A 12,310-nucleotide genomic window follows, 5' to 3' on the forward strand; every position below is an offset into this window, starting at 1 on the left:
GTTCGGCTAGTGCTCTTCAACGGCGAACTGGAGGGTCTTCGACATATCGAGGAAAAGGTTGGCGTCCTCTGCCACCGGACCGCCGATCGCGGGATCGGCGTGTGCGGCGAGCATCGCGTCGTAGCCCGCCCGGTCCTCGAACCACATCTCGGTGATGACGTCGAAGACCGGATCGGCCACCCCCGGCGCCCGCACGCTGTCGGTGAGGTCGACGAAGTTGCGGCGGTACGCCTTCAGCGTGGGGAACGAGCGCAGGATCAGGGGCGCGTGGACGGTCTCGTAGTGCTCGACGAACCGCTCACGGGTCAGTTCGGGCTTGCGGGCGAGCAGGGCTACAGCTTTGAACACGGGTACTTCCTCGTCAAGATCGACTGTGGAGGGCGAAGGTTCTCACAGGGCCCGCTGGGCGTGCTCGCTCAGGTTCCCGACCAGGTCGATACAGGTCAGTCGCTGCGTGAACACCCACTCGCCGTCGACGACGGCGAAGGTGTCGAAATAGCGACCGGACAGAATCGGCTGCAGGGGAAGGTTTTCCGCGGCCTGCAGTACCGTGAAGTACGACAGTGACGTCGCGCTGCGGCAGTCCTCCGCGACGTCGACCCGCAGGTTGGTGACCACATGCTTCGTGCGCGGCCGCGGGGGCGTGCCGTGCATCCGGATGAACGCGCGGCACGCCGCCAGCACACCGTCGCGATCACGATCGCGGACCGGGCCCACCGGTGTCCCGTTGCCGTCGCACTGCCCGTAGACGGCGTGCGCGAAGAGATCCGCGACCTCCTCCAACCGCGCCTCGTCGATGAGGTGCGTGTAGTGGTGGGCCAGGTCGCGGATCGCCTCGACGGCGCCCAGGCGCTCGACCGTCCAGGTGGTCATCAGACGTGGATCTCGCGGCGGACCATCTTGCCGGTTGCGTTGCGCGGCAACAGGTCCGTGGTGATACGCCACTTCGTCGGCACCTTGAAGTACGACAGGCGCTCGGACGCGAACTCCCGCAGGTCCTCCTCGGTGACGCTCTCGCCGGGGACCACCACGACCACCGCCGAGACCTCCTGGCCCAGGTCGGGGTGCGGGGTGCCGATCACCGCGCACTCCTGCACCGCCGGGTGCTCGTCGAGGGTCTGCTCGATCTCGGTGGGGTAGACGTTCTCGCCGCCGCGCAGGATCAGGTCCGAGCGACGTCCGGTGAGCCGCAGACGGCCGTCCTCGACGACGCCGTAGTCGCCGGTGCGCAGCCAGCGGTCCGCGGTGATCGAGTTCGCGGTCGCGTCCGGGTCGTTCCAGTAGCCGAGCATGACGAAGGGGCTGCGCACGCACACTTCGCCCTCCATGCCGTCGGGCAGCCACTCGCCGAACGGGTCGCGGATCTCCATGCTCACCGTGATGATCGGCCGGCCCAGCGTGCCCGGGTACTCCTCGAGTTCGGCGGAGCTGGCCACGGCGATCGCGGTGCTGCACTCGGTGAGCCCGTAGCTGTCGACGAGCGCGTTGCGCGCGAACGGAACCTGGTCGCGCAGACGGTCCTTGAACGCGATCGACGACGGCGCGGACGCGAGCGAGAACGAGGTCAGCGACGACAGGTCGTACTTGTCGAGGTTGCCGTGCTCGAGCAGGCGCGACGCCATGGTGGGGACCGCACCCCAGTTCGTGACCCGCTCGCGCTCGATGAGGCCGAGGATCCGGTCGACGTCGAACGAGCCCTGGTTCATGACCAGTGCGCCGCCCATCGCGAGGCGCGGCACCGCCAGATTGTGCAGGCTCGCGATGTGGAACAGCGGGGAGGTGAGCAGGTCGCGCATGTGGGTCGGCACGTTCGGATCGAACTGCTTGCCCGTGAATGCCGCCATGATGGCGCCGTTGTAGCGGTGGTAGTCGACGACGGCGAGCAGGTTGCGGTGCGAGTGCAGCGCACCCTTGGGGCGACCGCTGGTTCCGGACGTGAAGAGGATGACGGACGGATCGTCCTCGTCCACCTCGACGACGGGGCGGTCCGCGCCGGCGAACTCGGCGAACAGGCGGGGGAGGTCCTCTTCCATCGTCAGGACCGTGGCGCCGGCCGTGTCGATGTCGGCGAGGGCCTGCGCACGCTTGGCGTCGGCGATCAGCACCTTGGGCGTGCTGTGCTGCAGGCCGTACTCGATCTCGCGGGGGACCCACCAGCCGTTGAGCCCGACGGTGATGGCGCCGAGCGCCTGCGTCGCCCAGAACGAGGTGACCCACTCGGGGGTGTTGGCGGCGAGGATCGCGACACGGTCGCCCTTCGCCACGCCGTAGCGTTCCTGCAGGGCGGCGGCCAAGGCGTAGGCGTCGGCGGCGTGCTGGGTGTAGGACACCCGGCGGTCCTGGGTGACCAGGTAGTCGCGCTCGCCCCACTTGACGGACTCGGCCAGCAGATCGCCCACGGCCTTGTTCCGATTCTTCATGACCGGCATCCGGGTACCGAGGACCGTTTCCTCGACGATCTCGAACGGCCCGCCGGGGCCGGTGAGGCGGGACATGACCTGATCCAGGTGCAGTTGCGGATCTGCAGGGGCAGTCATGAGTGGCCTTTCGTCATGTCACAGTGTCGTTCCTGTCACCAATTGCGTGCGAACGCCCAGGTCCCGGACGCGGGATATGGGGTGTGACGGGTTTCTCACGGCAATTTCTCACGTCGCGAAGGTCCTGCGGGGTGAGTTACCACTCAGCGAGACTAACGGTGATCTGCGCGACAGCCCAGGTCTAGTTTTCGGCACAGAACGCTGCCCGAGGAGCGGGAGCGATCGCGCTGCTCGGGCCGCGCGGTCGGTTCCGAAGGAGTCGATCTCGACGCCGGTCACCATGCCGGAGCCTCGGGCGGTCATTGGGACCGCGCCCACCGGCGCCTCGACAGGAGAGTATGAGTTGGAACGCACCACGATTGCCGAGATGCTGCTCGATCGCGTCGGCGACGAGCACCTCGGTCTCCGCACCCGCGAGCAGGATTGGACGTGGGACGAGGTGGTCCGCGAGAGCGCCGCGTGCGGCTCGTTGGCGCAGTCCCTCCGGGTGGACGGTCCGTTCCACATCGGCGTCCTGCTCGAGAACGTGCCGGAGTTCCTCTTCTGGCTCGGCGGCGCGGCGCTCACCGGCGCGACCATCGTCGGCATCAACCCGACCCGCGGTGCCGCCGAGCTCGAGGCCGAGATCCGCTACGTCGACTGCCAGTTGATCGTCACGGACGCCGCCGGCATGGCGAAGCTGAAGGGCCTCGATCTCGGCCTGTCCGAGGACCGCTTCGTCCTGGTCGACGCCCCGGACTACCGCGAGCGGATCGACGCGCACCGGGTCGAGCCCGCGATCGCCGACGGCATCGACGAGTTCAGCCTGTACCTGCTGCTGTTCACGTCCGGCACCACCGGAATGTCCAAGGGCGTCAAGTGCAGCCAGGGCCGGCTGTCGCGCCTCGCGTACGCCAACACCGCGAAGTACGGCCACAAGCGCGACGACGTCGACTACTGCCCCATGCCGCTGTTCCACGGCAACGCGCTCATGGCGCTGTGGGCCCCGGCGCTCGCGAACGGCGCGACGGTCTGTCTCCCCGAGGCCCGCAAGTTCTCCGCGTCCGGCTTCCTGCCCGACGTGAAGTTCTTCGGCGCGACGTTCTTCACGTACGTCGGCAAGGCGCTGGCCTACCTGATGGCGACGCCCGAGCAGCCCGACGACAAGGACAACAAGCTCGAGCGCGGCTTCGGCACCGAGGCCTCGCCCGAGGACAAGGTCGAGTTCGTGCGCCGCTTCGGGGCGGAGCTGTTCGAGGGCTACGGCTCGTCGGAGGGCGCCGGATCGGTCAAGCTCGACCCGGAGGCCCCGGAGGCGGCGCTGGGGCGTCCCGCGCACGCCGGCATCGCCATCGTGAATCCCGAGACCCGCGCGGAGTGCGCCCGCGCGATCCTCGACGAGCACGGCCGGGTGCTGAACCCGGACGAGGCCATCGGCGAGATGATCAACAAGGAGGGTGCGCGCGCCTTCGAGGGCTACTACAAGAACGACGCCGCCGACGCCGACCGCATCAAGCACGGCTGGTACTGGACCGGCGATCTCGGCTACGTCGACGAGGCCGGGTTCATCTACTTCGCCGGACGCAAGGGCGACTGGATCCGTGTCGACGGGGAGAACACCTCGGCGCTGGTGATCGAGCGGGTGCTGCGCCGTCACCCCGACGTCATCGCGACCGGCGTGTACGCGATCCCGGATTCGCGGTCGGGTGATCAGGTGATGGCGGCGATCGAGGTCGAGGCGCTCGACGCGTTCGACGCCGACAAGTTCGCCGAGTACCTCGGTGCCCAGGGCGATTTGGGGACGAAGGCGACGCCGCGCTTCGTGCGCGTGTCGACGAATCTGCCGGTCACCGGGTCCAACAAGGTCCTCAAGCGTGAACTGCAGGCCGAGTTGTGGCGCACCGACGAGCCGGTGTACCGCTGGGAGGGGCGCGGCGAGCCGGTCTACACGCAGATGACCGATGCGGACAAGGCGACGCTCGAGGCCGAGTTCGTGTCGTTCGGGCGCCAGCGTTTCCTGGGAGCGTGAGATGACGGCCCGCAAGGTCGCCCTCGTCACGGGCGCGAGCCGCGGTATCGGCCGTGAGATCGCTCTGGCGTTCGCGCGCAAGGGATTCGACGTGGCCATCACCGCGCGCACCGTTCGCGAGGGGGAGGGGGCCGTCACGCCCCGCACCCGAGCCGAGGGGGAGGGGCTCATCGCCGTGCCCGGCAGCCTCGAGACGACGGCCGCCCAGATCGAGTCCTGCGGTGTCCGCGCACTGCCGATCCGGATGGACCTGCTCGATCAGGAGTCGGTGGTCGGCGCCGCCGACGAGGTCCTGCGCGAGTGGGGCCGCATCGACGTCCTCGTCAACAACGCGTACGCGCAGACGGCCGGTCACATGGAGCGCATCCTCGACCTCCGTCCGGACGACGCCGAGGTGATGGTGCGCGGCAACTACCTGCACCAGCTGGCGCTGATCCAGCGGGTGCTGCCGTCGATGGTGGAGAACGGCGACGGTGTCGTCGTCAACCTCGTCTCCGGGTCGGCGACCACCGATCCGCCGGCCGCGCCGGGCGAGGGCGGCTGGGGCGTCGCGTACGCCGCGTCGAAGGCGGCGTTCGGTCGCCTCGCCGGCGCCGTCAACGCCGAGTACCGCGGTCGCGGTATCCGTGCGTTCAACCTCAGCCCCGGCTTCGTCGTCACGGAGTCCGGCAAGGCGCGCGGCGGCACCGACAAGATCGAGGACGCCGGGTTCGCGTCGGTTCCGGCGACCGTCCCCGCCGACGCCGCGGTGTGGCTGGCGACCGCACCCGACGCCGAGCGGTTCCTCGGGCGGGTGGTGTGGGCGCCGAAGCTGATGGACGACCTGACCGGTCCGTCCGCGAACTGAGGCGGCCGGTGGGCTTCGGGCGCCGGCGCGCGGGCCCGTACCGGTCGTGGGCGGGGCGGAGGGGCACGGGGGGCTTGCTCCCGACGACACGGACTGGTCTGATCGGATTTGTGCACTAGTGATTCCCGCTGGGCGAGATGTGCGCCCCGGCGACCCCGGCGCGCTGGTTAGCGTCCGGACCAACGAAGGCAGGCAGCCGTCCTCGCACGGCCGTCTGCCTCGCAATGACGTCGATTGTCAGTCGTTTGTTGTTAGGGAGAGTAACGATGGACTTGAGGGAATCCCCCGAACAGCTCGCGCTCCGCAAGGAGTTGCGCGCGTACTTCGCGGCCCTGTTGCCCGAGGAGAAGCGCCGCAAGGCCGGCGAGGAGGGCGTGGGCGGCCAGTACTTCCGCGAGGTCGTCAAGCTGCTCGGCAAGGACGGCTGGCTGGGCATCGGTTGGCCCAAGGAGTACGGCGGACAGGGCCGATCCATCGAGGAGCAGTTCGTCTTCTTCGACGAGGTGCAGCGGGCGGGTCTGCCGTTCCCGTTCGTCACGGTCAACACCGTCGGCCCGACGCTGATGAAGTACGGCACCGAGGAGCAGAAGGAACGCTTCCTGCCGGGCATCCTCGCGGGCGACATCGTCTTCGCGATCGGCTACACCGAGCCCGAGGCCGGCACCGACCTCGCGTCGCTCAAGACCCGCGCGGTCCTCGACGGCGAGGAGTGGGTGGTCGACGGCAACAAGATCTTCACGTCGGGCGCCAACACCGCCGACTACGTCTGGCTCGCGTGCCGCACCGATCCGGAGGCCCCCAAGCACAAGGGCATCTCGATCCTGGTGGTTCCCACCGACGATCCCGGCTTCTCGTGGTCGCCGATCAACACCGTCGGTGGTCTCATGGTCACCTCGACGTACTACAGCGGCATCCGCGTCCCGCAGAAGGACGTCATCGGCGAGGTCAACGGCGGCTGGCAGCTGATCGCCGCGCAGCTCAACCACGAGCGCATCGGTCTGGCCGCGATCGGTGGCCGCACCTACGGTCTGTGGCACCAGGTCCTGGACTGGGCCAAGGAGAACGGCGCCATCGAGATCCCGTGGGTGCAGCAGGAATTCGCGCGCACGCACGCCAAGCTCGAGGCCATGCGCCTGCTGAACTGGAAGATGACGGCGGCCGTCGCCGCGGACAGGCTGTCCGGCGCGGACGCCGGTGCCACCAAGGCGTACGGCACCGAGACCCACATCGACGTGTACCGCACGCTGCTCGGCATCCTCGGCGCCGCGGGCCGTATCCGCCCCGAGTCGCCCGGTGCACTGCTGGCCGGTCAGATCGAGCAGATCTCGCGCCAGGGCATGGTCAACACGTTCGGCGGCGGCGTCAACGAGGTCCTGCGCGACATGGTCGGCACCATGGGCCTGGGCCTCGCGCGTGAGAAGAGGGTCAAGTGAGCGAATTCCTCACCAAGCTCGAGGCATTCGAGGGTCAGGTCCTGACCCCCACCGTGTGGGGTCCGGACGAGGTCAACACCCCGATGATCCGGCACTGGGTCGAGACGATGGGCGACACCAGCCCGATCTACCTCGACGACGAGGCCGCCCGCGCCACCGGTCGTGACGGCGCCGTCGCCCCCGCGCTCATGGCGCAGGTGTGGACGATGCGCACGTTCAACGACAAGATGGCCAACAACGATCCGTCGCAGGTGTGGACCGACCTGATCGCCACGCTCGACGACGAGGGCTTCACGTCCGTCGTCGCTACCGACTCGGACTTCGAGTTCTTCGTGGAACTGCGTCCCGGCGACCGGGTTTCGCTCACCGAGGTGATCGAGGACATCTCCGAGGAGAAGAAGACGGGCCTCGGCGTCGGTCACTTCGTCACGACGCTCAAGACCTATCGCAACGGAGACGACGAGGTCGTCGCGACCCAGCGCTGGCGGACCCTGCGGTTCAAGCCGAAGGGCAGCGAGAAGGCCGCGGAGAAGCCGGCAGAGAAGTCGGAGAAGTCGGCGGGGCCGATCCCGGGCCTGCGTCCGCGCCCGGCGCTCAACGCCGACAACGCCTTCTGGTTCGAGGCCGCCAAGGAGCACCGCCTGGTGATCCAGCGCTGCACCAACTGCGGCGTGCTGCGCCACCCCACCGGACCGATGTGCGGTGCGTGCCAGTCGCTCGACTGGGACACCGTCGACGCGTCGGGCCGCGGCACCGTCTACAGCTTCGTCGTCAACCACCACCCGCAGATCCCCGGATTCGAGTACCCGCTCATCGTGGCGACGATCGAACTCGAAGAGGGCACCCGCCTGATCGCGAACATGACCGGCATTTCGCCGGACGACGTCGAGATCGACATGCCGGTGGAACTGGACTGGATCGACGCCGACCCGGATCTGACGCTGCCCGCGTTCCGGCCGGCCGCACGGGAGGACTCCTGATGGACTTCAACTTCAGCGAAGAGCAAGAGGCAATTCGCAACCTCGCCGACGAGGTCTTCACCAGCAAGGCCGACATCGACCGCGTCAAGCAGGTCGAGCTGAGCGATGAGCGTCTCGACCGCGACCTGTGGCGCGAGCTGGCGAACACGGGCCTGCTCGGCATCGCGCTGCCCGAGGACCTCGGCGGCGGCGGCCTGGGCCTGTCCGAGCTGTACGTCCTGCTCGAGCAGCAGGGCCGCCACGTCGCGCCCGTGCCGATCTGGCAGTCCACCCTCGCGGCCCTCGCGGTCGCCGAGTTCGGCACCGACGCCCAGCGCGCCGCGCTGGTCCCGGGTGTCGCCGAGGGCAGCAGCTTCCTGACGATCGGGCTCGAGGAGTTCGGCCCCTACGCCCCGGGCGATCCGCGGACCACCGCCACCGAGGCCGGCGGCCAGTGGACCCTGACAGGCGCCAAGGCGGTCGTCCCGATCACCCACGTCGCGGACCGCGCGATCGTCTCGGCGACCACGCCGTCCGGTGCGGCGCTGTTCGTCGTGGACCTCGCCGCCGCGGGCGTCTCGGTGGAGCAGACGCAGTCCACCAACTGGGAGATCTGCGGCAACGTCACGCTCGAGTCGGCTCCCGCGGAACTGCTCGGCCCCGCCGACGGCACCACCGCGCAGTGGCTGCTCGACCGCGTCGAGCTCGCGCTGGCCGCGATCCAGCTCGGTGTCGGCTCGGGTGCCGTGCAGCAGGCCGTCACGTACCTCAACGGCCGGCACCAGTTCGGGCGTCCGCTCGCGACGTTCCAGGCCGTCAACCACCAGCTGGCCGACTGCTACATCGACCTCGAGGCGATGCGCGTGACCCTGTGGCAGGCCGCGTGGCTGCTCGCCGAGGGGCAGGAGCTGGGCACGTCGGTGCTGGTCGCCAAGTGGTGGGCCACCGACGCCGGCCAGCGCGTCGTGCACCGCACCACCCACGTCCACGGCGGCATGGGTGTCGACACCGACTACCCGGTGCACCGGCACCTGTTGTGGGGCAAGCAGATCGGTGCCACCCTCGGTGGTTCCGCGTCGGATCTCGCCCGTCTGGGCGCACAGCTCGCGGCGGGTGTCGAGGTGGTCTCATGACCGCCACCGCCGCCGCCGTGACGGGCCGCAGCTACGACGACATCGCTGTCGGCGAGGTGCTGCCCGAGCTGGCGATCCCGCTCACCCGCACGCTGATCGTGGCGACCGCGATCGCGACGCGTGACTTCCAGGACGTGCACCACGATCCGGAGCTGGCGCAGCAGCGCGGCTCGAAGGACGTGTTCATGAACATCCTCACCAGCAACGGGCTGGCCGGCCGGTTCGTGACGGACTGGGCTGGACCGTTCGCGACGGTGCGCCGGGTGAAGATCCGCCTGGGTGCCCCGAACTATCCGGGCGACACCATGACCATGACCGGTGAGGTCGTCTCGAAGGAGAACGGTCTCGTCGAGGTGAAGGTCCAGGGCGCGAACAGCCTGGGTAACCACCTGTCGGGAACCGTCACGGTCGCCTACCCCGCCGCTGAAGGGAGGGATGCCTGATGGCTGTCAGCCCGCTCTCGGGTGCCGCCGCGATCGTCGGTATCGGCGCCACCGAGTTCTCGAAGAAGTCCGGTCGCTCCGAGCTGCAGCTCGCGTGCGAGGCGGTCACCGCCGCTCTCGCCGACGCCGGCATCGACCCGTCCGAGGTCGACGGTCTCAGCACCTTCACGATGGAGACCAACGGCGAGATCCTCGTCGCCCGCAACTGCGGGCTGGGGGAGCTCAAGTTCTTCTCCCGGATCGGCTACGGCGGCGGCGCGGCGTGCGCCTCGGTGCAGCAGGCGGCGATGGCCGTCGCGACCGGCGTCGCCGAGGTCGTGGTGGTCTACCGCGCGTTCAACGAACGCTCCGGTATGCGCTTCGGCCTGGGGCAGCACGACCGCCCGATGGACTCGACCGCCGACCGCGCAGCGTATGCGTGGTTGACCCCGCAGGGATTGGCGACTCCCGCCCAGTGGGTCGCGATGTTCGCTCGGCGGTACATGCACCAGTACGGTGCCACGAGTGAGGATTTCGGCCGGGTTGCTGTCGTGGCGCGCAAGCACGCCGCGAACAACCCTGCCGCGTGGTTCTACGGCAAGCCCATCACGCTCGAGGACCACCAGAACTCCCGGTGGATCGCCGAGCCGCTGCACCTGCTCGACTGCTGCCAGGAGACCGACGGCGGCCAGGCCCTCGTCATCGTCTCGGCCGAGCGCGCCAAGGACCTGCGCAACAAGCCCGCGATCATCAAGGGCGCCGCGCAGGGTTCGGGCAAGGACCAGCACATGATGACGAGCTACTACCGCCCCGACATCACCGGCATCCCGGAGATGGGTCTGGTCGGTCGTCAGCTCTACGGCCAGGCCGGTCTGACGCCGGACGACATCAATGCGGCGATCCTCTACGACCACTTCACTCCTCTGGTGCTCCCGCAGCTCGAGGAACTCGGTTTCTGCCGTCCCGGCGAGGCCAAGGACTTCATCCGCGAGGGGAATCTGGAGATCGGTGGACGGCTGCCGAGCAACACGCACGGCGGCCAGGTCGGTGAGGCGTACCTGCACGGCGTCAACGGCATCGCGGAGGCGGTCCGGTTGGTGCGTGGGACGTCCACCAACCAGCCCGAGGGTGTCGAGAACGTGCTCGTCACGGCGGGAACCGCGGTTCCCACCAGCGGCCTCATTCTCGGCGCCGCCTGATCCGAATTACCTGGAAGGACCGAAGAATGACGGCAGTGGAGCAGAAGCCGGCCGGCGCGTGGCGTGGGGTCGACCTCGGCACCCGCACGGTGAGCTACGACGAGCGCGACGCGATCCTGTACGCGCTCGCCGTGGGTGCGAAGGCCACCGATCTGGACCTCGTCATGGAGGACCGGCTGCGGGTGCTGCCGACGTTCGCGCTGACCCTGGCCCAGTGGGCTCCTGACGAGCTGGGGCAGCGCGGTGCCTTCGACATGAAGACCGCGCTGCACGGGTCGCAGGAGCTGAAGGTGCTCGCGCCGCTGCCCCGCAGCGGTGAGGTCACGCTGAAGGCCAGTGTCGGCGAGGTCTGGGACAAGGGCGCCGCGGCGGTGTTCGAGGTCAAGGTCGAGTGCGACTACTTCGTCGCGACCTGGTCGCTGTTCGCCCCGGGCGCAGGCGGATTCGGTGGCGAGCGTGGCCCGTCCAAGCCGCCGGCACCGGAGGGCGAGGCCAACGTGACGGCTCAGCTCGAGACCGCGTTCAACGTGGCCGCGCTGTACCGCCTCACCGGCGACCGCCACCACATCCACATCGATCCGGCCGCCGCCGCGGGCATCGGCCAGCCGCGTCCGATCATGCACGGCCTGTGCACGCTCGCCGCGTCGACGCTGCCGCTCGCGAAGGAACTCGGCGTGCACCCCGCGGACCTGACGGAACTGCAGGGCCGCTTCGCCGCGCCCGTGTTCCCCGGCGACACCGCGGATCTGAAGGCGTGGGGCGACGCCTCGGGCCTGTCCTTCGAGCTCGTCCGCGAGGGCAAGCCGGCCATCTCCGGCGGTTACGCGGTCTTCGCCAAGTAGGTGTGTGACGACCGAATGTCACATGCGTTCAGTCCAACTGGACGCATGTGACATTCGGCCAGGACTTCAGCTCAGTTGCCCTGCGTCGCCATGTAGCGGGCCGGGTACTCGCCGCCGCCGTGGACCGCCAGGTCCGCGCCGTTGACGTACGACGACAGGTCGCTGCCCAGGAACAGGCACGCCTTGGCGATGTCCGACGGGACGGCCATGCGCTCCATCGGCAGCGTGCGGGTCACCGCGGCGCCGCCGTCCTCGCCGTACACCGACGCCGCCGCCTCGGTGCGGATCAGTCCGGTGGTGATGTGGTTGACGCGCACCTTGGGTGCCCACTCGATCGCGAGCGCCTTGGTCAGTCCGAGGAGTCCGGCCTTCGCCGCGGTGTAGGCCGCGGTGCCCGGCTGCGGCTGATGCGCCGAGACGCTGCCGATGTTCACGATCGCCCCGCCCGTCTCCTGCTCGCGCATAACGAGATTCGCGGCCTGGGCCATGTAGTACGGCGCCAGCAGGTTGAGCGCGACGATCTTCTCGACGAAGCGCGGCGACACCGTCGCGGCATCGGCGTCGGGGGAGCCGCCGGCGTTGTTGACCAGCACGTCGAGGCGGCCGAAGCGGCAGGCGGCGTCCTCCATGAGGGCGGTCGCGTCGGCCGGGTCGCGGACGTCCACGGCGCGGAAGGCGGCGCTGCGGCCGTCGACGGTCGGCAGGGTGTCGGGCTCGTTGCGCGCGCACACCAGCACGTCAGCGCCCGCCTGCAGGAAGTGCTCGGCGATGGCGAAGCCGATGCCCTTGGTGCCGCCCGTGACGACCACTGCGCGACCGGAGAAGTCGATCGGGTTGGGGTAGTTCATGCGAACTGCCTTTCTGTCGTGTCGCAGCGCCCGCACACCATGAGGATCCTTGGTGCCCAGAAGTTTTCGCCACCAATTTCGC

General features: G+C 69.1%; 12 protein-coding genes. 8 read left to right on the top strand and 4 right to left on the bottom strand.

The window, feature by feature from the left end:
• Positions 1-6: 6 nt before the first annotated feature.
• The 3 genes from ABI214_RS15860 to ABI214_RS15870 are packed head-to-tail and all read right to left on the bottom strand — an operon-like array spanning position 7 to position 2,537.
• Entirely contained in the window at positions 7-348 is a 342-nt protein-coding gene (locus ABI214_RS15860; protein WP_348603483.1) for an EthD domain-containing protein, read from the bottom strand.
• 42 nt (positions 349-390) lie between these two features.
• Positions 391-873 (bottom strand): nuclear transport factor 2 family protein, encoded by a 483-nt coding sequence (locus tag ABI214_RS15865; protein WP_348603484.1) that lies wholly within the window; start codon positions 871-873, stop codon positions 391-393.
• Positions 873-2,537, bottom strand: coding sequence for a class I adenylate-forming enzyme family protein (locus ABI214_RS15870; protein WP_348603485.1), 1,665 nt, complete (start codon positions 2,535-2,537; stop codon positions 873-875). Before ABI214_RS15870 ends, ABI214_RS15865 begins: the two co-directional genes overlap by 1 nt.
• Before the next feature lie 367 nt (positions 2,538-2,904).
• Between ABI214_RS15870 and ABI214_RS15875 the strand changes: the two genes are divergently transcribed.
• The 8 genes from ABI214_RS15875 to ABI214_RS15910 all read left to right on the top strand — a co-directional run bounded on the left by ABI214_RS15875 (position 2,905) and on the right by ABI214_RS15910 (position 11,380).
• Positions 2,905-4,545 (top strand): AMP-binding protein, encoded by a 1,641-nt coding sequence (locus ABI214_RS15875; protein ID WP_348611675.1) that lies wholly within the window; start codon positions 2,905-2,907, stop codon positions 4,543-4,545.
• Between the two features lies 1 nt (position 4,546).
• The gene (locus ABI214_RS15880) at positions 4,547-5,392 is read left to right on the top strand and encodes an SDR family oxidoreductase (protein ID WP_348603486.1); all 846 of its coding nucleotides are present in this window, start codon (positions 4,547-4,549) and stop codon (positions 5,390-5,392) included.
• A 266-nt stretch (positions 5,393-5,658) separates the two neighbouring features.
• Complete coding sequence (locus ABI214_RS15885) at positions 5,659-6,825, top strand: acyl-CoA dehydrogenase family protein (protein ID WP_348603487.1); 1,167 nt, start codon at positions 5,659-5,661, stop codon at positions 6,823-6,825.
• Positions 6,822-7,805, top strand: a complete 984-nt coding sequence (locus ABI214_RS15890; RefSeq protein ID WP_348603488.1) for a bifunctional MaoC family dehydratase N-terminal/OB-fold nucleic acid binding domain-containing protein — start codon at positions 6,822-6,824, stop codon at positions 7,803-7,805. The genes ABI214_RS15885 and ABI214_RS15890 overlap by 4 nt, the downstream gene beginning before the upstream one ends.
• Positions 7,805-8,917, top strand: coding sequence for an acyl-CoA dehydrogenase family protein (locus ABI214_RS15895; protein WP_348603489.1), 1,113 nt, complete (start codon positions 7,805-7,807; stop codon positions 8,915-8,917). The genes ABI214_RS15890 and ABI214_RS15895 overlap by 1 nt, the downstream gene beginning before the upstream one ends.
• Positions 8,914-9,360: a MaoC family dehydratase gene (locus ABI214_RS15900; protein WP_348603490.1), complete on the top strand. Its 447-nt coding sequence runs from the start codon at positions 8,914-8,916 to the stop codon at positions 9,358-9,360. The genes ABI214_RS15895 and ABI214_RS15900 overlap by 4 nt, the downstream gene beginning before the upstream one ends.
• The gene (locus tag ABI214_RS15905; protein WP_348603491.1) at positions 9,360-10,538 is read left to right on the top strand and encodes a lipid-transfer protein; all 1,179 of its coding nucleotides are present in this window, start codon (positions 9,360-9,362) and stop codon (positions 10,536-10,538) included. The genes ABI214_RS15900 and ABI214_RS15905 overlap by 1 nt, the downstream gene beginning before the upstream one ends.
• A 26-nt stretch (positions 10,539-10,564) precedes the next feature.
• Positions 10,565-11,380 carry a MaoC/PaaZ C-terminal domain-containing protein gene (locus tag ABI214_RS15910; protein ID WP_348603492.1) on the top strand — a complete coding sequence of 272 codons (816 nt, stop codon included), beginning with the start codon at positions 10,565-10,567 and terminating at the stop codon, positions 11,378-11,380.
• A 71-nt stretch (positions 11,381-11,451) separates the two neighbouring features.
• Here ABI214_RS15910 and ABI214_RS15915 read toward each other — a convergent pair whose 3' ends face one another.
• Positions 11,452-12,228, bottom strand: a complete 777-nt coding sequence (locus ABI214_RS15915; protein WP_348603493.1) for an SDR family oxidoreductase — start codon at positions 12,226-12,228, stop codon at positions 11,452-11,454.
• Between the last annotated feature and the right edge of the window lie 82 nt (positions 12,229-12,310).

Source organism: Prescottella soli (assembly GCF_040024445.1).
In the GTDB taxonomy this organism is placed as follows: domain Bacteria; phylum Actinomycetota; class Actinomycetes; order Mycobacteriales; family Mycobacteriaceae; genus Prescottella; species Prescottella soli.

Excerpts from the sequence above, each read along its gene's own strand:
- ABI214_RS15865 (WP_348603484.1), bottom strand. The coding sequence starts at position 873 with ATGACCACCTGGACGGTCGAGCGCCTGGGCGCCGTCGAGGCGATCCGC.
- ABI214_RS15870 (WP_348603485.1), bottom strand. The coding sequence starts at position 2,537 with ATGACTGCCCCTGCAGATCCGCAACTGCACCTGGATCAGGTCATGTCC.
- ABI214_RS15875 (WP_348611675.1), top strand. The coding sequence starts at position 2,905 with ATGCTGCTCGATCGCGTCGGCGACGAGCACCTCGGTCTCCGCACCCGC.
- ABI214_RS15880 (WP_348603486.1), top strand. The coding sequence starts at position 4,547 with ATGACGGCCCGCAAGGTCGCCCTCGTCACGGGCGCGAGCCGCGGTATC.
- ABI214_RS15885 (WP_348603487.1), top strand. The coding sequence starts at position 5,659 with ATGGACTTGAGGGAATCCCCCGAACAGCTCGCGCTCCGCAAGGAGTTG.
- ABI214_RS15895 (WP_348603489.1), top strand. The coding sequence starts at position 7,805 with ATGGACTTCAACTTCAGCGAAGAGCAAGAGGCAATTCGCAACCTCGCC.
- ABI214_RS15900 (WP_348603490.1), top strand. The coding sequence starts at position 8,914 with ATGACCGCCACCGCCGCCGCCGTGACGGGCCGCAGCTACGACGACATC.
- ABI214_RS15905 (WP_348603491.1), top strand. The coding sequence starts at position 9,360 with ATGGCTGTCAGCCCGCTCTCGGGTGCCGCCGCGATCGTCGGTATCGGC.
- ABI214_RS15910 (WP_348603492.1), top strand. The coding sequence starts at position 10,565 with ATGACGGCAGTGGAGCAGAAGCCGGCCGGCGCGTGGCGTGGGGTCGAC.
- ABI214_RS15915 (WP_348603493.1), bottom strand. The coding sequence starts at position 12,228 with ATGAACTACCCCAACCCGATCGACTTCTCCGGTCGCGCAGTGGTCGTC.